This window comes from Bowdeniella nasicola, assembly GCF_900107735.1.
Lineage (GTDB): Bacteria > Actinomycetota > Actinomycetes > Actinomycetales > Actinomycetaceae > Bowdeniella > Bowdeniella massiliensis.
Map to the genome: position 1 here is coordinate 63,260 of NZ_FNQV01000010.1, position 23,490 is coordinate 86,749.

Sequence of the window (23,490 nt, forward strand, 5' to 3'; positions counted from 1 at the left end):
CGTGGCTAACCTCTCCGGCGCGCCGACGCTGCACCCGGCCATCAGCCGCCAACTTTCGCGACGCAGCCCTTGATTCGCTGCCGCACTCAACGCCCGCTGCCCCACACACCCGCAGCCCGGATTCCTCGACACGGCTTCGGCTTTTATCGCGTCGTCGGGCACAATGGAGGCGTGACTGCCATGCCCTTCGAGCCCCGTGTCGACAAAACTGCTGGAGCGCAATCCCCGGCCGCACCGCCCGCGCTGCTCACTGCCGCCCAGCGCCGCCGCCCCCACCGCATCCCCGTGTGGTTCATGCGCCAGGCCGGCCGCTCCCTGCCGGAGTACCACGAGGCGCGCGCCGGCACGGGCATGATCGAGTCCTGCCTCATGCCCGAACTCGCGGCCGAGATCACGTGCCAGCCGGTGCGCCGGCACGACGTCGACGCGGCCGTGTTCTTCTCCGACATCGTCGTGCCGATGAAGCTCGCCGACGTCGAGGTGGAGATCGCGCCCGGCGTCGGGCCGGTCTTTGCCGAGGCCGCCAACTCCCCCGCGGCGATCGCGCGCCTGACCTCCCACACGCAGGCCGATTTCACGCCAATCGAGCAGGCGATGCGCCTCGTCGTCGACGAATTAGGCGATGCCACCCCCGTCATCGCCTTCGCAGGGGCGCCCTTCACGCTCGCGGCCTACCTCGTTCACGGCCGGCCGTCCAAGGACCACCTGGCCGCGCGCGCCCTCATGCACGCCGATCCCGCGAGCTGGGACACCCTCATGAGCTGGTGCGCGGACCTGTCTGCCGGCTTCCTGCTCGCCCAGCTCGGCGTCGGCGCGCGCGTCATGCAGCTGTTCGATTCCTGGGTCGGATCGCTCTCCGAGGCGGACTACCGGGCGCACGTCATGCCGTATTCGCAGCGCGTGCTCGCCACCGTCGCCGCCGCTTACCCCGACGTTCCGCGCATCCACTTCGGGACGAATACCGCGCACCTGCTGCCCGCGCTCGGCGAGGCGGGAGCGAGCGTGCTCGGCGTCGATCACCGCACCCCGCTGTCCGAGGCCGCCGCGCTGCTGGGCGGGCGCTACGTGCTGCAGGGCAACCTCGATCCCGCGCTGCTGTTCGCGGGAATTCAGGCGCTGCACGCTGGCGCCAAGCGCGTCGTCGACGAGGGCGCCGCCGCCCCGGGCCACATCGTCAACCTCGGCCACGGCGTCCCGCCGAACGCCGACGCCCAGGTCCTCACCGACCTCGTCGCCTATCTCCACTCGCTACCCGTGCCGCACTATCCGGCCGCCCCTGACGCTGCGGAGGCGGCGCGGTGAGACCCGTCGTCATCGGCGGCGGCTTCGCGGGGCTCGTCGCGGCCTACGAACTCGCGCGCGCCGGCCACCGCCCGCTCGTGCTGGAGGCGCGCGGCTACACCGGCGGCCTCATCGCGGCGCTACCCGTCGCAGGCACGGACATCCTCGCGGACATCGGCGCCGAATCCTTCGCGACGCGCGGCGGCGCAGTGGCGGGCCTCGCCGCCGATCTCGGCCTGTCCGTCGCCCCGCCCGCCGGCCGCTCCTGGGTGCTCGCCGCCGACGGCACCCCCATCCGTATCCCCGCCGGCATCCTCGGCATCCCCGGCTACCTCGATCCGCCGGGCACCACTGGGATCGACGACGATCTACGCGCCGCCCTCACAACCGACGAACTCGCCCGCGCACTCGAAGACCTGACGATGGGTGGGGATATTGGCGCCGACTGCACGGACCTCGCCTCCTTCGTTACCGCGCGGCTCGGCGAAGCGGTGCTGACCAAGCTCGTCGCGCCCGTCGCCGGGGGCATCCACTCTGCGCCGCCGTCCTCGCTCGCGATCGACGTCGTCGCCCCGGGCCTGCGCGCAGCCACCCGGAAATACGGCTCGCTCATGCGGGCGGTCACCGCGCTGCGCCAGCTCCCCACGCCGCCGCCCATCGTCGCCCAAGTCGTTGGCGGCATGCACCTGCTCACGAGCGCCCTCGCGCGCGAGATCGTCGCGGCCGGCGGCGAGATCCGCACGCGCACTGGCGTCCTTGGCCTCCGGCGCGGCGCCCCCCAGCAAGGCGCGGGCCGGGATGACCGCGGCGAGGCCTGGCTGCTCGACGTGGCCGAGATGGCCCCCGCCCGCGGCCCGCACCTGGAACCAGCAGGGCCGACGCGCGAGCTCGCGGCCGATCGCGTCATCGTCGCGTGCTCCGGCCCGCACGCGCTGCGCCTGCTTGCCGGGGCGCTCGATATCGAGCCGTGGGACATGCCCGAAGGCTCGCCGATCGCGCACCTCACGATGCTGCTGCGCGCCCCCGCCCTCGATGCGGCGCCCCGCGGCTCCGGGATGCTCGTCACCAAAGGCGCGCACTCGGCAGCCGGCGCCCCCGTCGGCGCCAAAGCCCTGACCCACATGAGCGAAAAGTGGCCGTGGCTGGGCGAGGCACTGCGCGCGCAGCTTGGCCCGCACCATCACCTCGTGCGCCTGTCCTATGGGCGCCACGGCGAGCCCTACCCGCAGCCGAGCGTGCCCGCGGCGCTCGCGGACCTCGCGGCAATGACGGGCGCTGACCTGGCCGCATCCGATGTCCTTGCACACCGCCTCATCCGCTGGGACGGCACCCTCGCGCCGCCCACCCCGCAGCACCGCGCGAACGTCTCCGCCCTGACGAAGCGCCTCGCGGCCATCCCGTCGCTCGCGGCCACCGGCGCCTGGCTCGCTGGCTCGGGCCTCGCGGCAATCCTGCCCCACGCCCGGTCCGCCGCCGCGTCACTCGGCGCCCCCACCCCCGTCGACGCAGCCACCCCCGTCGACGCCCCCACCCCCACATCGCCCGCACCCCACAACGCAAGGTCGCCCCGTCATGACTGACGCCCCCCGCACCATCCGCCTAGGCACCCGCTCCTCGGACCTCGCCCTCACGCAGTCGAGCTGGGTCGCCGATTTGCTGCGCGAGCGCGGCCTGCGCGTCGAGCTCGTCCCCATCACGACGCGCGGCGACCGCTCCCGCCGCCCGCTGGCCCTCATGGGCGGCGTCGGCGTCTTCGCCGCGGCCCTGCGCACCGCGCTGCTCGAGGGCGAATGCGACCTCGCCGTCCACTCGCTGAAGGACCTGCCCGTCGCGCCCGTGCCGGGACTGACCATCGCCGCCGTGCCGGGGCGCGAAGATATCGCCGACGTCCTCGTCCTCGCCCCGCATCTCGCGTCCCAGCTTCGCTCGCTACATTCCGACGACGGGGACGCGCTGCTATCGCAGTTGCCCGACGGCCTGAGGATCGGCACGGGCTCGCCGCGCCGCGCCGCACAGATCCGCGCGCTGCTGCCCACCTGCCAGATCGCCGACATCCGCGGCAACGTGCCCACCCGCATCGCGCGTGCCGCCGCCGGGGACCTCGATGCGGTCGTGCTCGCCGCCGCCGGTCTCAACCGCCTCGGAGATACGCTCGCCGAGCTCCTTGCCGAGCGCCTCGTCGTGCCGCTGCCGATCCTGCCCGCGGCCGCCCAGGGCGCGCTCGCCGTCGAATGCCGCAGCGCCGACGCGGCCGGTTCCGGCGTCTTCGGTTCCGCCCTCGCCGAGGCCCTCACGGCGATCGACGACGCGGGCGCCCGGGCCGTAATCGACGCCGAACGCGCCGTGCTCGCGGAGCTCGAGGCGGGCTGCGCGGCCCCCGTCGGCACCCACGGCGAACTCCTCGCGAGCGGGGATCTCGCGCTGACGGCGGCCGTCTTCGCACTCGACGGCAGCGAGACCGTTTCCGCCACGACGACGGGCCACCCCTGGGACGCGATCGCAATCGGGCGTGACCTCGCCCGCGAGCTGCTCGCCCAGGGCGCGGGCGACATTGCCGAGATCGGCGCGCGCCACACCCGCGCCCGCTCCGACGCCGTGCCCGCGCTCGCCCCCACCACCGCGGGCCCCGAGGCCGGCCCGCTCGCCGGGCGTACCGTGTTCGTGCCGCGCGAGGCGGACGACCACATCGTCGCCGAGCTCCGCGCCGCTGGCGCCGCCGTGATCGCCCACCCCGTCACGCTCACCGAGCCGATCGACGTAGACGCCGCGGCCCTGGCGGCGAACCTCCTGCCGAGCCTCACGCACCTGGCGATCACGAGCCCGCGCACGATCACGCGCCTGGAAGAACTCAACCTCCTGGAGACGATCCGCGCCGCCGCTACTCCGCCCGAAGCCGTATCCTTGGCATCCACTAGTGGCGCATCCCCCGCCGCGGGTCGCGCGCCGCTCGTGATCGCCGCCGTCGGGCCCGCGAGCGCCGCGGCCGGTGAAGCCGCGGGGCTGCCGGTGACGATCCGCGGCACGCACGACGCCGCCGCCCTCGCCGCGGCCATGATCGCGGCGGCACAATCGCCCGAGCCCTCGGAACCGGCCGAGCCCCCGGAAGCATCCGCGCCTGGGGAACTCGCCGAGCCCGCGGCAGCGCCCCACGCCTGGCTGCCCGCCTCGGCCCTCGCCGCGCCCACCTTGGCCGACGCGCTCACCGCCGCCGGCTGGCGCGTCACCCGCACCCCGATCTACACCACGCGCACGCGCCCGAGCGCGGACCAGGACGTCGCCGACGCCTGGCACCGCGGCCTCATCGACGCCGTCGTCGTGACCGCGCCGTCCGTCGCCGCGGCCCTCGTCGAGCTGTTCGGCCACGCCGGCCCGGGCACGGCCGTCGTCGCGATCGGCGAGCCAACCGCTAGAGCGATCCGCGCCGGCGGCGGCCTGCTCGCCGCAACCGCCGTGCAGCCCACTCCCGCGGCTATCTGCGCGGCCGTCGTCGACGCACTTCGCCCCGACGGCGAGCGCACCGGCGAGCCAGCCCACGCCGAAGCACCAGCCCGCACCGCAAACCCGGAAACGACCGCCACCCCGCCGGAACCGAAGGAGCAGCCATGAGCCTGAACCTGACCAACCGCCCGCGCCGCGCGCGCACGAGCGCCGCGATGCGCCGCCTGACGCGCGAGATCGAGGTGCGCCCAAGCCAGCTCATCCTGCCCGTCTTCGTGCGCGACGGGAGCGACGCCCCCGCGCCGATCGACTCGATGCCGGGCGTCAGCCAGCACACGCTTGACTCGCTCGCGGCGCTCGCCAGCGACGTCGCGAGCGCGGGCCTCGGCGGCATCATGCTCTTCGGCGTCCCAACCGAGGACGATAAGGACGCCACCGGCAGCGCCGGCCTCGCCGAAGACGGCATCCTCAACCGGGCGCTCGCCCGCGTGCGCTCCGAGGTCGGCGACGCCACCGTCGTCATGGCCGATACGTGCCTCGACGAGTTCACCGACCACGGCCACTGCGGCGTCCTCACCAGCGAGGGCCGCATCGATAACGACGCGAGCGTAGCGCGCTACGTGGAGATGGCGATCGCCCAGGCCGCGGCCGGCGCCCACGTCGTCGGCCCCTCGGGCATGATGGACGGCCAGGTCGGCGCCATCCGCGCGGGCCTGGATCGGGCGGGCTACGACGACGTCGCGATCCTTGCCTACAGCGCCAAGTACGCCTCGGCCTTTTTCGGTCCTTTCCGCGACGCCGTCGGCTCGAGCCTTGAGGGCGATCGCCGCACCTACCAGCAGGATCCGGCCAACCGCCGCGAGGGCGCCTACGAGGCGGCGCTCGACATCGCCGAGGGCGCCGACGCCGTCATGGTTAAGCCCGCGGGCTACTATTTGGACGTCCTCGCTGATGTCGCCGCCGACTCGCCCGTGCCCGTCGCGGCCTATCAGGTCAGCGGCGAGTACGCGATGGTGGAGGCCGCGGCGCGCAACGGCTGGATCGAGCGCGAACGCGTCATCGCCGAATCGCTCACCTCGATCGTGCGCGCGGGCGCGGACCTCGTGCTCAGCTACTGGGCGCTCGAGGCCCCCGCCCACCTCGCCGCGAGCTACCGGAACTAGCCCCGCCGCGCCCCGTCACTCACCTCGCCGACCCGGCCGAAAGGATCCACCGCACCATGACTAGCAACGATTCCCTGTTCGAACGCGCCAAGCACGCCATCCCTGGCGGCGTCGATTCGCCCGTGCGCGCCTACGGCTCCGTCGGGGGCACGCCGCGGTTTTACACCGAGGCGTCCGGCCCCTTCGTGCGCGACGTCGAGGGCACGCGCTACGTGGACCTCGTGTGCTCCTGGGGGCCGGCGCTGCTCGGCCACGCGCATCCCGAGGTCGTCGCCGCTGTTAAGGAGGCCGCCGCGCGGGGCCTCAGCTTTGGCGCGCCGACGCTCGCCGAGGTGGAGCTTGCCGAAGCGATCACCGAGCGCGTGCCGCTGTGTGAGCGCGTCCGGCTCGTCTCGACCGGCACCGAGGCAACGATGACGGCGATCCGGCTCGCGCGCGGGGTCACCGGGCGCGACGTGCTCGTGAAGTTCGCCGGCTGCTACCACGGCCACTCCGACTCGCTGCTCGCCGAGGCCGGCTCGGGCATCGCGACGGCGGGCCTGCCCGGCTCCGCTGGCGTGCCGGAGGCGATCGCCGCGCAGACCCTCGTCGTGCCCTATAACGACGAGGCGGCGCTGCGGGCGCTGTTCGCCGAGCGCGGGCACGAGATCGCGGCCGTCATCACCGAGGCGGCGCCCGCCAACATGGGCGTCGTGCCGCCGCTGCCCGGCTTTAACGCCTTCCTGCGCGAGATCACGGCCGAGCACGGCGCGCTGCTCATCCTCGACGAGGTCCTCACGGGCTTTCGCGTGGGGCCCGCGGGCTGGTGGGGCCTGGAGCAGGCCGCCGCGGCCGACGGCGCGGCTGGGAGCGCGGGAGGCGCCTGGGCGCCCGACATCGTGACGTTCGGCAAGGTAGTCGGCGGCGGGATGCCGCTCGCCGCGCTCGGCGGGCCCGCCGCGATCATGGACGAGCTCGCGCCGCTCGGCCCCGTCTACCAAGCCGGCACGCTCTCGGGCAATCCGCTCGCCACCGCCGCGGGGCTCGCCACCCTGCGCCTGGCCGACCAGGGCGTCTACGACCACGTCGATCGCGCGGCCGTGCGGATTCGCGGCGCGCTCGGCGAGGCGCTGGCCGACGCCGGCGTCCCGTTCACGATCAACCACGCTGGCTCGCTGTTTTCCGCCTTCATCGGTGAGGGACCCGCCGCCGATGGCGTCGAGAATTATGCCGACGCGAAGGCGCAGGACGCCGCTGCCTACGGGCGGTTTTTCCACGCGATGCTCAAGGCCGGCGTCGCGCTGCCGCCGAGCTGCTATGAAGCCTGGTTCCTGTCCGCCGCGCACGACGAGGCGGCGCTCAGCCACATCGAGGAGGCGATCCGCACCGCGGTGCGCGCGATCTAACTCGCTAGGCTGGGGGTATGCGTATCGGCTTTATTTCGCTGCACACGTCCCCCCTGGCCGAGCCGGGGCGCGCGGATGCGGGCGGCATGAACGTCGTCGTCAACCGCACGGCGTGTCAGCTCGCTGAGCTCGGGCACGAGGTCGAGATGTTCACGCGGCGCTCCGATCCGGAGGCGCCCGCCGTGACTGAGGTGCGCGAGGGGGTGCGCCTCATCCTGCTCGACGCGGGGCCGGCCGCGCCGCTCGCAAAGTCCGAGATGGAGCGCGCGATCGAGCCGTTTTCCGCCGAGCTGCGGCGCGTGCTGTCCGGCGGCGCGATTGGTGGCATCACGCTCGAGCCGCTCGACGTCATCCACTCCCACCACTGGTTCTCGGGGGTGGCGGCGCTGCCCGTCGCGCGCGAACTCGGGATCGCCCACATCCAGTCCTACCACTCCGTCGCGGCGCCGAAGAACGCCTCCTCGCTGGCGCTCGGGGAGCCGAGCGAGTCCGAGGGGCGCATCGACGGCGAGCGCCGAGTTGGGCAAGGCTCGGATCTCGTCGTCGCTGTATCGCATATCGAGGCGGATACGATCGTTGCGCGCTATCGCGTGCCGGATGACAAGGTGCGCATTGCGCGGCCCGGCGTCGGCGTCGAGTTTTTCACGCCGCGCACGTGCCCGCCGCCCGAGCAGCCCTACCTGCTGTTTGCGGCGCGGTTGCAGCCGCTCAAGGGCGCGGACTTGGCGCTCGAGATGTTCGCGAAGGTACGGGAGCAGCTTAATGGTGCTGCGGGTGGCGCAGGTGGTGCGGACGCTGCGGGCGGTGCAAGTGGCGCGCTGGAGCGCTATCGCGGGCTGCGGCTCGTGCTCGCGGGGGCGGCGTCGGATGACCATGACGCCTATCCTGACGAGCTGCGCGCGCAGGCCGAGCGGCTTGGCGTCGCCGATGCCGTCGACTTTGCTGGCGCGTGTTCGCGCGAAAAGCTCGCGTGCCTGATGCGCGAGGCCGCGCTGTTTGTGCTGCCGAGCTGGTCCGAGACGTTCGGGCTGGTGGCGCTGGAATCGCAAGCCTCGGGCGTCCCCATGATCGGGTGGCTCGGCGCCGGTGGGCTCGCCGAGGCCGTCGCGCCCGGCGGCCTGCTCATGGAATCGCGCGACGCCGATGACTGGGCCGAGGCGATCGTCCACCTGCTCGGCGACGACAAGCGCCTGGCGGCCGCGGGTGAGTCCGCGCGGGAGTTCGCGCTCGAGCACACGTGGCGGCACACCGCGACGGACCTCGTGTGCGCCTACCAGGAGGTGCTCGCGTGAGCGGCGCGGGCGATGGCGTGCGCTCGGCGGGCAATCCGGCGTTGGCGCCGCTCGCCGCGCTAGAAAACTCCGCGCGCGTGCTTTTCGCGCACGCCCACCCTGACGATGAGGCCCTAGCCACGGGCGCGCTCATCGCCCACCTTGCGAGGCGCGGCGTCAGCTGCATCGTCGTCACCGCAACGCGCGGCGAACGCGGCGAAATCCGCCCGGGCGCACTACCGCCGGGCGATACCCGCTCCCTCACCGACGTTCGCGCGACCGAACTCGCTGCCTCCTGCGCCGCGCTCGGCGTCTCCGAGCACGCGTGGCTCGGCCAGGGCAAGGCGCCCTATCTCGACTCCGGCATGCAGTGGCTGGATGCGCCGGACGAGGAGCGCGCCGACGCATCAGCAGGCGCGGAGCCCGTCGCCGGCCCCGCTCCCGATGCGCCGCCGGAGGCCTTCACGAAGCGCCCGATCGCGGACGCCGTCGCCGATCTCGTCGAGCTCATCGAGGCCTTCCAGCCCGAGGCGATCGTTTCCTACGACGCGGCCGGGACGTATGGCCATCCCGATCACGTCCACCTGCACGAGGTGGCGCTGCGCGCGGCGAACGAGGCGCACCTGCCGATGATCGAGATCGTCTCCGAGCGCATGGGCACACCGGCGCCTGAGCTCCCGGGCTTCGAGGCGTTTCCCGGAACGCTCAGCCAGGTTCGCGAGGCACTCGCGAGCTACGCGACGCAACTGCGGGTCATCGCGCTGCCGGAAGGCGCGGTCGACGTCGTCGAAGTAGAGCACGTCGGTGGGCAACGCCAGCGCGTCTACTGCGGAGCCGCCCTTGCCTGGGCCGAGACTTCTAGGTCCTAGCGTCGGGAAAATCGGCGAATGGTCGCCACGCGAGGCCAAATCGGGTGAGAATAGGGCCATGCAGAACCCAGCCGACTGGTCGCCGATCGTGACCGAGAACCTCATGTTGCGGGCGCCGACGTCCGAGGATCAGCCGTCGATGACGAAGCTGCACTCGGATCCGCAGACCTTCATGTACCACCCGCTGCCCATCGAGGTGGCGCGCTCCATCGTCGGGCGGCGCTACGATGACGCCGTCGCGCACTGGCGCGAGCACGGGTTCGGGTTCTGGGTGGCGACGGACCGGCAGGATCCGACGCGCGTCGTTGGCATGTCCGGCGTCCAGTTCCGCACGTTCCACGACCGCCCGGCCCTCAGCCTGTACTACCGCTTCGAGCCCGGCAGCTGGGGCAAGGGCTATGCGACGCAGGCGGCGCGCGCGGCGATCGATCTGGCGCGCGAGCACCTGCCCGAATATCCGATCGTCGCGCTCACGGTGCCCGCGAACGTGCCCTCGCATCGCGTCGCCGAAAAGGTGGGGCTCGTGCGCAACGAAGAGCTCGATACCGCCCAGGAGACGCACGGCCGCAAGTTCACGCACATCTACTACGTCTCGAACTGGTAGGCGGCGTTGGGGGAGATCACCTCGGGCCTGCGGGGGCTCGTTGCCGTCCTCGCGACGGGCGCGCGCGTGTTTGCGCGGCACTGGCCGCAGCTCCTCACGCTGTTCTTTGCCGGGCAGGCGCTGCGGCTTGCGGCGCTGTGGCTCGCTGGTAAGGCCTCGCTGATCTCGCCGACGCTCGCAACCGTGATCCTGCCCTTCGCGCCACTCGCCACGCTGGCCTCGCTCGCGCTGATGCTGCGGGTGCTGGCGCCCTCGCTTCCGGCGTTCGCCGAGCTCGTCGGCACCTCCCGCGGCATGCGGTGGCGCTCCAACCTGCAGGCCACGGCCATGGCGCTCGTACCGTTCCTCGCGGTGTATGCCTCCAACGGCCTGCTCAAGGCCGACCTGCAGCGGTACATGTTCGACCAGTCGGGCGTCGTCTTCGCCTCGCTGGAGCGCGCCGACTTCCTATCGGACTCCTTCACCCGGCTCGCGCTTCCCACGTCGGGCATCATCATCGTCATCGTGCTGGGGGCGCTCGCGGCGCGCAAGATCATTGCGCTGAAGGAGCTTGCCAATACCTCCGGCTGGTGGGCCGCGATCTCCGCCTACCTGGAGGCGCTGTGGCTGACCGCGCTCGTCTACGTCTTTACCGCGCGGATCGAGGAGATTAAGGCGTGGGTGACGAGCCGGAAGGTCGTCGACGATATCTACACCTGGTGGCAGACGCTGCAAGACACCTACAGCCAGATCGAGACGCTCATTTTGGCGCCGTTCAAGTTCGTCGGCGGGCTGATTTCGTCGGCGGGTTCGCTCATCATCGTGCCCGTGGCGTGGCTGGCGATTGGCGCGACGATCTACGGCAGCCAGCTGAAAAAGGGCGATCCTGTCATCACGCACGAGATCGATACCGCGCGCATTAAGCGGGTGCCCTCCCCGGTGCGGCGGGTGGCCAAGCACGTGACGTCGCCCGTCGTGACGCCGGTGAAATCGACCTTTGACGCGATCGGCAAGGTGGCCGTTGCGGGGCTCATCCCGATGGCGCTGTTTTGCGTGATTTTTGCGCTCACCGGGTGGCTGCGCGTGGGCGTGGACTACGTCATGCGGCTGGCGATTGGGCCGCAGCCGGGAACGCTGCAGTACGCGCTCGATCCGTTTGTCGATCTGGGGGAAAACCTCGTGTACTTCGTCGCGACGATCGTGTTGCTTGCGGCGGGCGTTAACCAGATCGTGCTCTCGCAGCGGGAGCGTCAAGCAAAGGCGGAAGCCGAGGCTGCCACTGAGGCGGCTGCCACAGGTGCGGCAGAGGCGGCTGGAGCGGAGGCTCCGGGCGAGGCGGCCGGTCGCTAGTCGGCGTTGGCGTCGAAGTCCAGGTAGTTCGGCGTATCCCAGTAGATGCGTACCTTGGCGGGGACCACGTCGTCGGGCATCGCGAATCCGATGGTGGAGCGCCACGAGGGCGGGCGCGGGGCCCCGGATTCTTCGAGTTTTCCAGTAAAGGCGTTGACGATCGGCCCCTCCTCACCGGGCACGAGGCAGTCGTCGACGCGGAAGAGCGGTTCGGCGCCGGGGGTATCCACGAGGGCGCTGCGCGGGTGGTAGACGTTGCCGGCTTCGTCGAAGAGCTCGATGGTGCAGCTGTCTGCGGGGACCGATGGGTCGGCGGTGAAGGCGAAGCTGACGGCCCACTGCTTGGCGCCGTCGACCGCCTGCTTGCCGTGCAGCACGCCCACTTCCGTGACGGAGACGAGGCGGACGTCGATCGTGCGCTCGTAGGTGGTGTTGGCGATGCGGAAGCTTGAGGTGTAGGTGCCGGAATCGCCGGATGCTGGGAGCTGGTGGGTGGGCAGCGAGGGGCGGTAGAGCTCGGTGAGGCGGTAGGAGCTGGCGAACAGTGCGGCGGCGATCGCTGGGCCGAGGAGGATCAGGGCGAGGGCGTTGTCGCGCCACCAGCGGCGCTTTCGGTGGCGCTCCGCGCGGGTCGTTGGGGCGGCGGGCGCAGTGGCGTCGGCGGGCCGCGTCGCGTCGGGGCGTACCTCGGGCGCGTCGGAGAAACTCACGGCTGCCTCCGCTCGTAGCGCGTCGACTCCGCTTCGATCGACGTCGCAGCCGCGAGAATGGCGGCCGCGTCCTCGTCGGTGATCTGCAAGTCGATGTCGGCGATGTTATCGCCCCCGGCCGAGCGGTAGTTGTGCACGAGCAAGTGGCCGCCGGCGATCGCGTCGGTGGGCAGCTCGAACCAGATCGTGCACGTGACCGGGATGCCCACGACGGATGACCCGCACGCGGTGATGCGCGGGCCGGGCTGGCTGCCGCCGTAGCGCTTGCCGTCGGCGCCGCGCCAGAAAATCGGCGAGATAACGCGCTCCTTCCCGTTCGTCGCGTAGGTAACGTCGACGACGGCGAAGATGCCGGAGGTTTTCGCCGTCGAGCCGAAGACGGTGACGTCGGTGGCGAGGCGGAGGTTGGTGGCCTTGACTTCGCCCGTGCGGATGGCCACGTACTCGTCGAGCACGCCGGCGACGGGGTAGGGCTCGGACATGATGTCCGCGCGCGTGGGCAGATAGGAGTTGATGACGCTGCCGACGGCGAAGGCGGCGGCGAGGACGGCTGCGGTGACGAGGCCGCTCGGGGTGAAGCGGCGCATCAGGGGGCTCCTGCCGCGAGGGGTTCGACCGGGATGCGGGCGATCGGATCGGTCAGACGGAAGATCTGGTGGCCGTCGAGCGAGGAGCGGCCGTCCTCCGCGCCCGTGACGACCAGTGTGACGTCCTCGCTGGTCACGGGCGCGACCGGCTGCCACGTCACGATGATGTCCGTCGGTAGGCCGGGCTGGTAGGCGCCCTGCGTGAGGCCGTCAATCACGCGGTAAATCTGCGGGTAGCGCACGGTGGTTTTCAGGGGTTCGTCGTCGACGGTGACCGTGAGCATGCCGGAATCGAGCAGGTGAGTGGCGAAGACGGTGTCCTCGATGAGGCGATCGGCGGTGTTGGTGGCCGTGAGGCGGGCCTCGATGCAGCCGTGCTCGGCGTCGAAGGCGAAGCCCGAGCATTCCGCGACGTGCCGGGCCTCGGAAAACACCAGGGTGAAGGGGCCGGCGGTGAGCTCTTTGCCGAGCTCGATCAGCGGGAGGGCGTCCTCTTTATCGACGGCTTGGCTGGCTTTCGACCAGCCGCCGGTTGCTGCGACGACGGCGATGACGATGAGCATGACCGCGAGCGCGATGTTGCCGGGCTTGGCGACGTCCTTGACGAGGCCGTAAAGCCGGGTCAGGCGCTCGGTTCTCGAGGGTTTCTCGCTCACGCTTGCATCGTACTTCGTTCGGGGGGCTTTATGGCGGAGTTTTCCGGGGCGGAGAGTTGGTTCCGAGGGTGGGGGGTATGGCTTGGGCCGGAGCCTAGCGTGGTCACCAGATTCCGGCCCAAGCTGGGCGCGCCCCTCACGGTTGCTCTAAGGGGCGCGCCGGTTTCCTACGCGTGGGAGTTGCGTCGGATGATGAGGACACCGCCACCTACGAGCAGCGCTGCCAGCAGCGCCAGGCCCGTGAGCTGGCCACCGGTAATCGGCAGTCCGGACTTTCCAGGCTTCGTCGGAGGTGCGGTTGGCTCGTCCGTGGGCTGCTCCGTCGGTTCCTCGGTCGGCGTGGCAACCGTGCACTCAACTCGGGCGTCGCCCCAGTTCGCGTGGTCGTTTCCAACCCCGTTGCCGCCGTCGCCCACAAGGAGCGTCAGCACGTCAACGCCGGTCACGTCGACGTCGATCTCGATCGAATGCCGTCTCGGTTGGCGCCGGTTTCCTGTGACGGCGGCCACGGCAGACTGCCCGGAGACGGCGAGATAGTTGCCCGGTCGCGGACATGAAAGTTGCCCGCTGATGGTCATGGGATCTGCCCGACACGACATTCGTTGCCTCGCCGCCTTGCGCGGTTCGAGGCCCCTCCTCGGGTGCGATAGCGGTGCTGAAGCGCCCATCGCGTCCGAGGAGGGACAACATGAAGTCTGCCGAGGAGATCATGGAAATTCTCAAAGCGTTCGATCTGACAGGGTCCTACCGGGATGCCGGCGAGCTCGCCGGGGTCTCTCACCACACCGTCGCCCGTTACGTCACCGCCCGTGATGCCGGGCGTCTGAGCGACAAGCCCGCGGCTCGGGCGCAGCTGATCGATGAGTTCTTGCCCAAGGTTGAGGAGTGGGTGGAGAAGTCCCGCGGGAAGGTCCGCGCGGACGTGGTCCACGACAAGCTCACCGCCGCGGGGTTCACCGGGTCCGAGCGCACCACCCGCCGGGCGGTCGCGGCGGTGAAGAAGTCCTACCGGCTGGGAAGCGTGCGGGTCCACCGGCCGTGGGTCACCGAGCCGGGCCTGTGGTTGCAGTACGACTTCGGCGACGGGCCGGTGATCGACGGAGTCCGGACCGTGCTGTTCTGCGCGTGGCTGGCGTGGTCGCGGTTCCGGGTAGTGCTGGCGATTCGCGACAAGACCGCCCCGAGCGTGTTCGCGGCGCTGGACGTCACGCTGCGGCGCCTGGGCGGGGCGCCGACGTATGTGCTGACCGACAACGAGAAGACCGTGACCGTCGAGCACGTCGCAGGGATGGCGGTCCGCAACCCGCAGATGGTGGCCTTCGCCAGGCATTACGGGCTCACCGTGTTGACGTGTGAGCCGGCCGACCCGGCCTCGAAGGGCGGGTCGGAGTCGACGGTGAAGGTCGCCAAGGCCGACCTCGTGCCGAAGGAGACGAACCTGAGGGGCGAGTACGCCTCGTTCGCCGACCTCGAGGCCGCCTGCGCGACGTTCTGCGAGGAGGTCAACAACCGGGTCCACCGGGTCACCAGGCGCGCACCCGCGGAGATGCTCGAGCAGGAGCGCGCCCGGCTGCATGCCCTGCCGTCGACCCCGCACACGATCGCACTGGGCACCACGAGACACGTCCCAGTGAACAGCCCGATGGTGACGTTCGAGGGCGGGCAGTACTCCGTGCCGCACCGCCTGCTGGGTGAGACCGTCTGGGTCCGGGTCTACGGACAGGGCGCTGGTGAGCAGGTCGTCATCGTCCACGTCAGCTCCGACGGGCCCCTGGAGGTTGCCCGCCATGCTCGCGCGACCCCGGGCAGCCCGCGGATCGACGATGGGCACTTCCCGCCGGCCCCGGCCGGCGCGCTGGAGCGCAGGCCACGGCCCAAGAGCGCCGCGGAGGCCGAGTTCCTCGCGCTGGGCAACGGGGCCAGGCTCTGGTTGACCGAGGCCGCCGCGGCCGGGACGACGAAGATGCGCGTCAAGATGGCCGAGGCCGTCTCGCTGGCCAAGCTCTTCGGGCCCGGTGAGGTCGACTGGGCACTGGGTCACGCCGCCGTCCACGCCCGCTTCGCCGAGGCCGACCTGCCCTCGATCTTCAACCACCGAGCCGCCGGCACGAGCGGGGCGGTCCACCGGGCCGGGGAGGACCGGTCCCTGACCCAGGGCACCGCCGGATGGGCCGCCCTGGGCCAGCACACGGCCACCACCGGCGAGGTCGGCGCTCAGGACCAGGAGGTGGCCTCATGAGCCCGACCACCACGACGAGCAGGAGCGTCCCGACGCTCGGAGTGCCCTCCGCAGCGCCGCTGCCCGATGACCTCGAGGCGATGCTGCGTCGTGTACGTCTGCCCCACATCCGCCGCCATGCTCCCGAGGTCGTCGCGACCGCGAAAGCCCAACGTTGGGAACCCCTGGAGGTCCTACGAGCCCTGTTCGCCGAGGAGGCCGCCGGACGCGAACGCGCCGCGCTGACCACCCGCCGCACCGCGGCGGGGTTCCCCACCGGCAAGACCTTCGAGGCCTGGGACGAGAGCATGTCCTCGATCCCAGCACCGACTCAGCAGGCGCTACGGACCCTGGAGTGGGTCCACCGCAAGGAGAACCTCGTCCTCTGCGGGCCCTCGGGCACGGGCAAGACGTTCCTGCTCGAGGCGCTCGGGCAGCAGGCCGTCGAGCAGGGCCTGCGGGTCTCGTGGTTCACGCTCGAGGACCTCGGCGTTCTTTTGCGCAGGCACCGCGCCGACGACACCGTCACCAAGGCCATCGCCCGCGTTCTGCGCGCCGACCTGATCATCGTCGATGACATCGGTCTGCTCTCGGTCGCCACCGACGCCGCCGAGGGCCTCTACCGTCTCGTCGACGCCGCCTACGAGAAACGGGCCGTCGCGATCAGCTCCAACCTCCACCCGGCGGCGTTCGACGAGCTCATGCCCAAGACCATCGCCACCGCGACCGTCGACCGGCTCCTGCACCACGCCCACATCTGCCAGACCAGCGGCGAGTCCGTCCGCCTCTCCCAGGCCCTAACCGGTCAGGGGGTGAAGCCCCTGGCCTGACACCCCGGACCGTGATGGCCAACCCCTGGGCAGATCCCATGGCCATCACCGGGCAGAACTCGTGACTGTCACCGGGCAGGTCTCACGACCGCCTCCGGGCAGATCTCACTGTCCCTTGACATTCCTGGTCGGGTCTTGCAGGATGGTCGTCGGGACGACGTGTTGCCTTTATCACACACCGGGGGGATCGCGAGCTCCGGTTCCCAATCGTCGGACAGAGGAGTCACGATGTTCAGGGCACGTTCTTTGCGAGTGGCAGCGATGGCCGCTGCTGCTGGATGTCTCGTTCTTCAAGGCGCGATCGCGTATGCGCACGAGAGCACCAACGCGGCCGACGCCGCGCAGACGGTGGAAGTCGCCGCACCGCAGATCGAAGATCAGATCAGCGCAGCAGAGATGCAGGACTTGATGTTTGTGGCGGAGCAGAGTGGCGCTCCACTGGACGAGGTGATCGAGCGATACGCCTGGAACGACAACTTTGCCTTGGCTGCGGCGGAAATCCGGGACACGTACCCCGACCTGTTCTCCAGTGCCGAGATTGTCGACGCGCACCACGCTTGGGTAGCCTTCAAGGGCTCCCCTCCTGAGGGGGTGCACGCCGTCCTCGATTCCTTCGCCCGCGTCGCGCCATCCGTCAAGGTTGAACTGCGAGGTGGCGAGGGCTACTCCGAACGGGAGTTGCAGGCCTCTATCGAGAGCGTTCATTACGCCGTCTACGAATCTCCGGGGGTCCGAGACGCCGCCACGAGCTTCGACGCCGCCACTCGCACGATCACGACGAGTGTCGTCCTCGCCGACGGGCTGCAAGAGTCGGTCGTCACCGACCTGAATACAACCGCACAAGAAGCGCTCGTGGCTGCCTCCGCCAAGTCGCTCGGCATCGCTGCGGTCGTGGACGTTTCCGACCGTGCGGTTCTCGGCGGGGTCGACAGTTCGAGCTATCACTACGGAGGTGAGGTTCTCTCGGGTTGCACCTCCGGGTTCGGGACCAGGGCTTCGAGCAGTACCAGCGGCACCCGCGGGATCGCCACCGCCGGTCACTGTGGCAACAGCCAGAGTGACGATGGCTCTGCGCTGACCTACCAGGGTGGGCACGTGGGGACCCACGGCGACTTCCAGTGGCACACGGGGCCAAGGACGGAGTCTGACGACTTCTATGCAGGTACCGCGAGCACGACTGAGACGACCCTTCGTGATGTCTCAGCTGTAGGGTCGCCGACCGTGGGCCAGACGCTCTGCAAGAACGGGGCGACGAACCATGCAAGCTGCCAACAGGTGCGGGCGCTGAATCACTGCAACGGAAGTGCATGCAACCTCGTGATGATGGGCGCGCGCCTGGCCGCCGGAGGGGACAGCGGCGGACCTATCTACTGGGGAAACACCGCATACGGTCTGCACCAAGGCTGGAAATACGACCCGGCTTGGCCCGCCGACCGTGACCTGTTCTCTCGGGCTGACCGGATCGACAACGCCCTCGGTGTCTGGGTTGCGACGAATTGAGAGCGAAACGTCCGCCGGGCAGCAAGGCTGCGAACCAGACCGGGCGAAAAAGAACCCGCTGGGTTGTCGCGGCCTTGCTGCTCGCGGTCGCGGTGGTCGCTGTCGCCGTCACGCTGACACGAGGCGTCTCTTGGCGCGACCAGGTTCCGGTCACTCGTGCGATCCTGTCCGCTGAGGATAGCCTCACCCTCGTGGTCAATACGTGCGGCGGTGAACCCGCTGTTGATCTGTTGCGCGAGCAGAACGAGACGGTGGAGGTTGCTGTCGTCTCGACTCGTACCTTCGGCGGGTCCGGGGGCGAAGATTGCCAGGACACAATCGAGGTAAAGCTCCAGGCACCGCTCGGCGATCGAAACCTGGTCGATGGTGCGACCGGCGACGACCTCGCCGTGGATAACGGCTAGCTACCATCGGCGACAATCTTCACCTGTGCGAAGGGGTCTGCTTCGGGGCCAAGGCCAAGGTGGGCGGTGGTGCCGCGGTAGACGAACGGGCCGGGGCTGACGGTTCCGATGCGCGCGTCGCCGATCGTCGTGACGTTCGCGATCCAGCGGGCGTTGGACCCGGAGCGGGGGCCGTCGGAGGTGTTGTCGCTGACGGCGTTGGACATGAAGCCGGCCGCGAGCGCCTGCTCGTTGGCGCCGACCATGAAGCCGGTGTGGGTGCCAGGCTCTGCGGTTGCGACGTTCAGGCTCGTGTCCGGGTTCTGGGAGCGGCTGACGCCGAGCTTGCTCGTGATGATCGAGCCCTGCTGGGCGGCGGTGACGCTCTCGAGATCCAGGCCCGGGACCGCGATGCGGTGGACCTTGCTGTCCGGGTCGTTCACGTCGGTGATCGTCCAGGTCAGGACGCCGTCGGCAACCGTGATGGTGACGTTGAACGTGACGTCGAGGTCGGCGACACTCAGGGCGTAGGTGGCGCTCGCGCCGGTGCCCGTGGGGGCCGCGACGGTGACGTCGTAAGGCTTTTCGTCGATCGTGACCTGCGTGAGGGGATCGCCGAGCTTGCCGGCGAGCTGGGCATCGCCGAGACGGTAATCGACGACCTGCGGGAAGTCAGGGTGGAGGCGGACGGACAGGCCGTCGGCACTCAGTTCGGGCGCGCCGTCGGGCACGACGATCTCGGGGCCGGGTGCTGGCGTGGGATCGGTGGGCTCGGCCGGTTCGGTCGGCTCGACGGGCTCGCTGCCGTCGTCGGTCACGCTGAAGGCGTTGAACTCAGCGAGGGTAGCGACCTGTTCGGGGGTGTTGTTACCGCCCCAGGAGGCGTTGTAGACGACCTTGACGCAGCGCGCTGCGACGGCGTCGAAGTCGATGACGACGTCGGCCTTGGGGTCGGTTTCTGCGGCGACATCGCCCTTGGCGACCTCGGTGAAGTCCGCCTCGCACGACTCGGCCTTCTGGATCGAGTACTGCGCCACGCGGCCGGAGCCGTTGGAGGACTGGCGCGGCGTGAGCACGACGCGGCCGAGGTCAACGGCTTCGTCAACCAGCTCGATGGTGAGGTGGTGCGGCAGCGGATCGACGCCGCCCGCCCACTTGGTGTGCCAGTAGGTTTCTTTGTTTCCATCAAGCACGAGCGCGGCGGCACCGTTGGGCGCTTCGGCACTCTCTTCGACGGAGCTCACGTCGACGATGGACATCTGGCTTTGGTCGATGGCGGTATAGACGGGCTCAGCAGCGGCAGGAGACGTGGTGGCTGGGAGGGCAAGTCCCGCACTCAAGAGACTACCTACCGCGATGACCCCAATGCTTCTTGCGAGGTTCATGAACGTCTTGTGGCGACGGTAGCGCGATTCTGATCGAACATGCAAGGTTTTGGATGAAATAGGTGGAATGCGCTCACTTTCCATCGTTTGACGGTGTGCGGAAATGATCGCTGGTCTGCTGTGTATTTGTGCAGTTTAGTCCGCACGTCTCACGTGGTGGTCGCACTATTGCGTCAGGTGTTGGTTGGTCCTAACGTCGAGCTCACCTGAGGAGCAGGTCCCCTCCTTGCTCCGGGTGTGAGCTAGGGAGATGTCATGTCAATGAAGAAGCCGACGATGCGTCCGGGTGGTGATGCGAGCTCGGGCAATGGCCGCGAGCAGTGGACCGGCCAGTACGGATTTATTCTCGCCGCGATCGGCTCAGCCGTCGGGCTGGGCAATATTTGGCGCTTTCCGGGCGTCGCTTATTCCAACGGCGGCGGCGCATTCCTCATCCCCTACCTCGTCGCGCTGCTGACGGCGGGCATTCCGATCCTGCTGCTCGATTACTCGCTCGGTCATCGCTTTCGGGGCGGGGCGCCGGCCGTCTTTCGTCGGCTCAGCAAGAACTTTGAGGTGATCGGCTGGCTTCAGGTGATGATCTCGTTTGTCATCATCACCTACTACGCCGTCATTTTGGCCTGGGCGCTGCGCTATATGTTCTTCTCTCTCAACGAGGCCTGGGGCGAGGACACGCTCGGGTTCTTTGTTGGGGACTTCTTGCAGGTAGGTCCGGCGGAGTTTTCTGCGAAGATTGTTCCCGGGATCTTCTGGCCGCTGATCGGCTTGTGGATTGTGGCAGCGATTGTCATGGCCCTCGGGATTTCGGGCGGTCTGGAGCGCGTAAACAAGATCTTCATGCCGCTGCTGATTGTCATCTTCCTCATCCTTGTGGTGCGGGCTCTGATGCTCCCGGGCGCGGTTGACGGGTTGAACTCCTTCTTCACACCGAACTGGCAGGCGCTGGCCGATCCGCAGGTGTGGATCGCGGCCTATTCGCAGATCTTCTTCTCGCTGTCGGTCGCCTTTGGCATCATGCTGACCTACTCCTCGTATCTGCGGCGACGGTCCAACCTGGCGCCGACGGCGCTCGTGGCCGGGTTTGCGAACTCATCTTTCGAAATTCTCGCGGGTTTCGGAGTGTTTGCCACGCTCGGCTTCCTCGCTTTCCAGCAGGGGGTGGGCGTTAACGAATTGCAGGGCATCACTGGACCGATCTTGTCATTCGTCACGTTCCCCGCGGTGATTTCGATGATGCCGGGCGGCCCGTTCTTCGGCGTGATTTTCTTTGCCTCGCTCGTCATCGCGGGATTCACCTCGCTGATTTCGCTGCTGCAGGTGGTCTCGTCTGCACTGCAGGAAAAATTCGGGATGAACCGCCGGCTCGCCGCCCTCATCACGTGTGGCACGACCGGGATTCTATCGATCGGGCTGTATTCGACCACGAACGGGTTGAACGCGCTGGATGTCGTCGATAAGTTCATCAACGAACTGGGCATCGTGGCCTCGGCCATTCTCATGACACTGCTCGTGTCCTACGTCGTCAAGAAACTGCCCGAGCTACGCGCGCACATCAACCACTATTCGACGCTCGCGATCGGCCCGTGGTGGTACATCGTGATCGGGGCGCTCGTGCCGATCGTTCTGACCGTCATCTTCGTCGCGACGGCCTACTCCCTCGTGACCGAGGGCTATGACCCGGATTCGTATTCGACATCGTTTATTTACCAGTTCGGCTGGGGCATGCTCGTGCTCGTCGTGCTGTCCGCGTTTGTCTTCACCGTCGCGCCGTGGAAGACGAACGTTGATGAGTTCGACCCCGTCGACTTCCACGAAGACGGCGCCTCGGCGGGCGTACGTCAATCCCCCGGCGCTACCGCCTCACCCGACCAAAGGAGCAACCAATGACTACCACCGCAATCGTCATGATGGCTGTTGCTATCGCGACAGTATGGGGCGGCCTCGCGGTTTCCGTTGCCTATCTTGTTACGCACCCCGTAGAAGAAGAAGTTGACGGCCGGCAGAACTCAAGCGCTCACTTGGATGTCTAGGGGGTAAAGGTCCACAAGCTTCGCACATAGTCGAACAACTCATTGCGTTGGTAGCCTTTAGGTAATACAAATAACCCTCACGTACGCTTGACCGAAATGCTCTTGACGGAGCGCCCCGACAAAAGGATGTGTCTACCGGACATGAACACCACTCCTCGCACACACTCCCCGCTCGACCGCCGCACTGTTGTCTCAGGAGCCGCCTGGGCGGTGCCTGCAATCGCGCTCGGAACCAGCGCTCCTGCGTTCGCTACGTCCGAATGTTTAAGCATTCCGACAATCAACACGTGGAGGATGACGAATAAGGACGTCAACGAAAAGCCGTTCCGGTTCAGGGGTAACTCCACGCTGGAAGCGATCATCGACTGGGCGTGGTGGTATAGGAACGACCGACCGGCCTTCGGCTACGGATGGGCGACCACGACGCTTCGGGTCGAGCCCGGACACCGATACACAATCAGGCTCGGCCTTGAAACCTGTAAAGGCTATAACTGGCCGGGTCCCGGATCCCCTGAATCCTGCGACACGAACAACACCACGTTGGATGTGTCGTGGATCCCCAGCGGCGGCCAGCCAGTCTCTCTTTTCAAAGGCTCGACGCAACCGACCAGTGGGTACGAGCACTTCGAACCGCCGCACAATTGCTCTGGGCCTGTGAGAAACCGGAATCCCCTATGGAGCGGGGTGAAGAACCGAGACGTCACCTTCGATGTGCCGTGCGGGGCGCAGAACACCGGAACGCTCCAACTGCAATTCACGGCATACCCGCACGACTTGGTGACCTCTGCAGGCAATCAGAGCAATTATTCCAAAACGAAGTTCTCTAACCAGAACAACGATGACTGGCGCGTGACCCCAACAGTCGTGTCATGTGAGCGAATCGCCAGCTGCTAGCGGCCGAGGAACTCGCGGATGGCTGGGAGCTCCCGGCGGGCTTGGTCTAGGCCGAGCCGATGCGCAGCCCACAGCTTGTTCAGGTTGCGCTCACCGTTGGTGATGGGCATGGTTTCGGGCGCAAATACGTAGGCTCGACCGGCCTTTTCCAGCTCGAAGATGTGCTCGCGCGCGTCGTTGTAGCGCACGTGCCGATCTGTTAGGGCCTCGTAGACGGCGGGATAGCGTCGGTAATGCTGGCGAATATAGCGAGAAAAGCGCTGCGGACCTTTGACGTAGGAGCGCGGCTGGGTTAGCACGATGACAAACTTGGAAAACCCGTCGGCCTCGGCCTTGTCGATCGCGATGCCGCCGGCGCCCCCGAGGGCGCCGTCGACGTAAACCTCGCCGTCGAGGGTGACGGGCGGCATGAGGATCGGCATCGCTGAGGAAGCTTGGACGCGCGTCATGAGATCGCGGATGTCGCCGATATCGCGCTTGGACCACCATGTTTGTTCACCGCTGCGGGCGTTGAAGCCGCCGATGCGGAAGTCGGCGGGGTTTGCCATGAACGCGTCGTAATCGAAGGGGAAGGCTTGGCCGGGCAGGCCCGAGACCTGGTAGATGTAATGCGAGTTGAATAGGCCTTGGCCACGCAGGAAGGTGCGCCAGTTGCCAAGGAGCGGGTCGGCGGCGATTTCGACGAAGGCCTGGCGGGCGCGCTCGGGGGATTTGGCGATGTAATTGCACGTCATCGACGAACCCGCCGAGATGCCGGCCACCCAGCGAAAATCGAGCCCGGCCTCGATGAGCACGACGGCCATGGCGGAGGTGTAGGCGCCGCGCATGCCGCCGCCCTCGAAAATGAGGGCGGTGTTGGTAATTGGTTCAGTCATCGGCACTGAGCCTAGTCCGGCGCCCGGGCCCGCCGCACGTCGAACCGCATGGTGTGCCGAGCGGCGCGAGCAGTGCGAGCGG

General features: G+C 68.7%; 22 protein-coding genes. 16 read left to right on the plus strand and 6 right to left on the minus strand.

What is annotated here, in order from left to right; translation table 11 throughout:
• Window positions 1–180 precede the first annotated feature (180 nt).
• The 9 genes from hemE to BLU67_RS08450 are packed head-to-tail and all read left to right on the plus strand — an operon-like array spanning window position 181 to window position 11,340.
• Entirely contained in the window at window positions 181–1,302 is a 1,122-nt protein-coding gene (gene hemE, locus BLU67_RS08410) for a uroporphyrinogen decarboxylase (RefSeq protein ID WP_092564911.1), read from the plus strand.
• Window positions 1,299–2,861: a protoporphyrinogen/coproporphyrinogen oxidase gene (locus BLU67_RS08415; protein ID WP_092564913.1), complete on the plus strand. Its 1,563-nt coding sequence runs from the start codon at window positions 1,299–1,301 to the stop codon at window positions 2,859–2,861. Before hemE ends, BLU67_RS08415 begins: the two co-directional genes overlap by 4 nt.
• Entirely contained in the window at window positions 2,854–4,887 is a 2,034-nt protein-coding gene (gene hemC, locus BLU67_RS12640) for a hydroxymethylbilane synthase (protein WP_143027384.1), read from the plus strand. The genes BLU67_RS08415 and hemC overlap by 8 nt, the downstream gene beginning before the upstream one ends.
• On the plus strand, window positions 4,884–5,882 hold the full coding sequence (gene hemB, locus BLU67_RS08425; protein WP_092564915.1) for a porphobilinogen synthase: 999 nt from the start codon (window positions 4,884–4,886) through the stop codon (window positions 5,880–5,882). The genes hemC and hemB overlap by 4 nt, the downstream gene beginning before the upstream one ends.
• Window positions 5,883–5,938: 56 nt before the next feature.
• A complete protein-coding gene (hemL, locus tag BLU67_RS08430; RefSeq protein ID WP_092564917.1) occupies window positions 5,939–7,267 on the plus strand; it encodes a glutamate-1-semialdehyde 2,1-aminomutase in 1,329 nt (442 codons plus the stop codon).
• A 17-nt stretch (window positions 7,268–7,284) separates the two neighbouring features.
• The gene (locus tag BLU67_RS08435) at window positions 7,285–8,559 is read left to right on the plus strand and encodes a glycosyltransferase (protein ID WP_092564919.1); all 1,275 of its coding nucleotides are present in this window, start codon (window positions 7,285–7,287) and stop codon (window positions 8,557–8,559) included.
• Window positions 8,556–9,407 carry a PIG-L deacetylase family protein gene (locus BLU67_RS08440; protein WP_176780755.1) on the plus strand — a complete coding sequence of 284 codons (852 nt, stop codon included), beginning with the start codon at window positions 8,556–8,558 and terminating at the stop codon, window positions 9,405–9,407. Before BLU67_RS08435 ends, BLU67_RS08440 begins: the two co-directional genes overlap by 4 nt.
• Before the next feature lie 58 nt (window positions 9,408–9,465).
• Window positions 9,466–10,011 (plus strand): GNAT family N-acetyltransferase, encoded by a 546-nt coding sequence (locus tag BLU67_RS08445; RefSeq protein ID WP_092564923.1) that lies wholly within the window; start codon window positions 9,466–9,468, stop codon window positions 10,009–10,011.
• Window positions 10,012–10,017: 6 nt separating this feature from the next.
• Complete coding sequence (locus BLU67_RS08450; RefSeq protein WP_092564925.1) at window positions 10,018–11,340, plus strand: hypothetical protein; 1,323 nt, start codon at window positions 10,018–10,020, stop codon at window positions 11,338–11,340.
• On the opposite strand, the gene BLU67_RS08455 is transcribed toward BLU67_RS08450, so the two are convergent.
• The 4 genes from BLU67_RS08455 to BLU67_RS08470 all read right to left on the minus strand — a co-directional run bounded on the left by BLU67_RS08455 (window position 11,337) and on the right by BLU67_RS08470 (window position 13,871).
• Window positions 11,337–12,050, minus strand: a complete 714-nt coding sequence (locus BLU67_RS08455) for a hypothetical protein (protein WP_092564927.1) — start codon at window positions 12,048–12,050, stop codon at window positions 11,337–11,339. The two genes, BLU67_RS08450 and BLU67_RS08455, sit on opposite strands and share 4 nt — an antisense overlap.
• On the minus strand, window positions 12,047–12,637 hold the full coding sequence (locus BLU67_RS08460; protein ID WP_092564953.1) for a hypothetical protein: 591 nt from the start codon (window positions 12,635–12,637) through the stop codon (window positions 12,047–12,049). Before BLU67_RS08460 ends, BLU67_RS08455 begins: the two co-directional genes overlap by 4 nt.
• Window positions 12,637–13,293 carry a hypothetical protein gene (locus BLU67_RS08465; protein WP_092564955.1) on the minus strand — a complete coding sequence of 219 codons (657 nt, stop codon included), beginning with the start codon at window positions 13,291–13,293 and terminating at the stop codon, window positions 12,637–12,639. The genes BLU67_RS08460 and BLU67_RS08465 overlap by 1 nt, the downstream gene beginning before the upstream one ends.
• A gap of 167 nt (window positions 13,294–13,460) precedes the next feature.
• On the minus strand, window positions 13,461–13,871 hold the full coding sequence (locus BLU67_RS08470) for an NPCBM/NEW2 domain-containing protein (protein ID WP_222842438.1): 411 nt from the start codon (window positions 13,869–13,871) through the stop codon (window positions 13,461–13,463).
• A 110-nt stretch (window positions 13,872–13,981) separates the two neighbouring features.
• On the opposite strand from BLU67_RS08470, the gene istA reads away from it, so the two are divergent.
• The 4 genes from istA to BLU67_RS08490 all read left to right on the plus strand — a co-directional run bounded on the left by istA (window position 13,982) and on the right by BLU67_RS08490 (window position 18,245).
• Entirely contained in the window at window positions 13,982–15,532 is a 1,551-nt protein-coding gene (istA, locus tag BLU67_RS08475; RefSeq protein ID WP_092564960.1) for an IS21 family transposase, read from the plus strand.
• A complete protein-coding gene (istB, locus tag BLU67_RS08480; RefSeq protein WP_092564962.1) occupies window positions 15,529–16,341 on the plus strand; it encodes an IS21-like element helper ATPase IstB in 813 nt (270 codons plus the stop codon). The genes istA and istB overlap by 4 nt, the downstream gene beginning before the upstream one ends.
• Before the next feature lie 228 nt (window positions 16,342–16,569).
• Window positions 16,570–17,841: a S1 family peptidase gene (locus tag BLU67_RS08485; protein ID WP_143027385.1), complete on the plus strand. Its 1,272-nt coding sequence runs from the start codon at window positions 16,570–16,572 to the stop codon at window positions 17,839–17,841.
• 74 nt (window positions 17,842–17,915) lie between these two features.
• Window positions 17,916–18,245 (plus strand): hypothetical protein, encoded by a 330-nt coding sequence (locus tag BLU67_RS08490; RefSeq protein WP_092564966.1) that lies wholly within the window; start codon window positions 17,916–17,918, stop codon window positions 18,243–18,245.
• Here BLU67_RS08490 and BLU67_RS08495 read toward each other — a convergent pair.
• Window positions 18,242–19,609 carry a discoidin domain-containing protein gene (locus tag BLU67_RS08495; RefSeq protein ID WP_176780756.1) on the minus strand — a complete coding sequence of 456 codons (1,368 nt, stop codon included), beginning with the start codon at window positions 19,607–19,609 and terminating at the stop codon, window positions 18,242–18,244. The two genes, BLU67_RS08490 and BLU67_RS08495, sit on opposite strands and share 4 nt — an antisense overlap.
• Before the next feature lie 255 nt (window positions 19,610–19,864).
• On the opposite strand from BLU67_RS08495, the gene BLU67_RS08500 reads away from it, so the two are divergent.
• The 3 genes from BLU67_RS08500 to BLU67_RS12125 all read left to right on the plus strand — a co-directional run bounded on the left by BLU67_RS08500 (window position 19,865) and on the right by BLU67_RS12125 (window position 22,533).
• Complete coding sequence (locus tag BLU67_RS08500; protein WP_261977078.1) at window positions 19,865–21,496, plus strand: sodium-dependent transporter; 1,632 nt, start codon at window positions 19,865–19,867, stop codon at window positions 21,494–21,496.
• Window positions 21,493–21,639 carry a methionine/alanine import family NSS transporter small subunit gene (locus BLU67_RS08505; RefSeq protein ID WP_092564970.1) on the plus strand — a complete coding sequence of 49 codons (147 nt, stop codon included), beginning with the start codon at window positions 21,493–21,495 and terminating at the stop codon, window positions 21,637–21,639. Before BLU67_RS08500 ends, BLU67_RS08505 begins: the two co-directional genes overlap by 4 nt.
• Window positions 21,640–21,933: 294 nt before the next feature.
• Window positions 21,934–22,533, plus strand: coding sequence for a hypothetical protein (locus BLU67_RS12125; RefSeq protein ID WP_143027386.1), 600 nt, complete (start codon window positions 21,934–21,936; stop codon window positions 22,531–22,533).
• Here the strand turns inward: BLU67_RS12125 and BLU67_RS08520 are convergent.
• On the minus strand, window positions 22,530–23,408 hold the full coding sequence (locus tag BLU67_RS08520; protein ID WP_092564976.1) for a patatin-like phospholipase family protein: 879 nt from the start codon (window positions 23,406–23,408) through the stop codon (window positions 22,530–22,532). The genes BLU67_RS12125 and BLU67_RS08520 overlap by 4 nt on opposite strands.
• Between the last annotated feature and the right edge of the window lie 82 nt (window positions 23,409–23,490).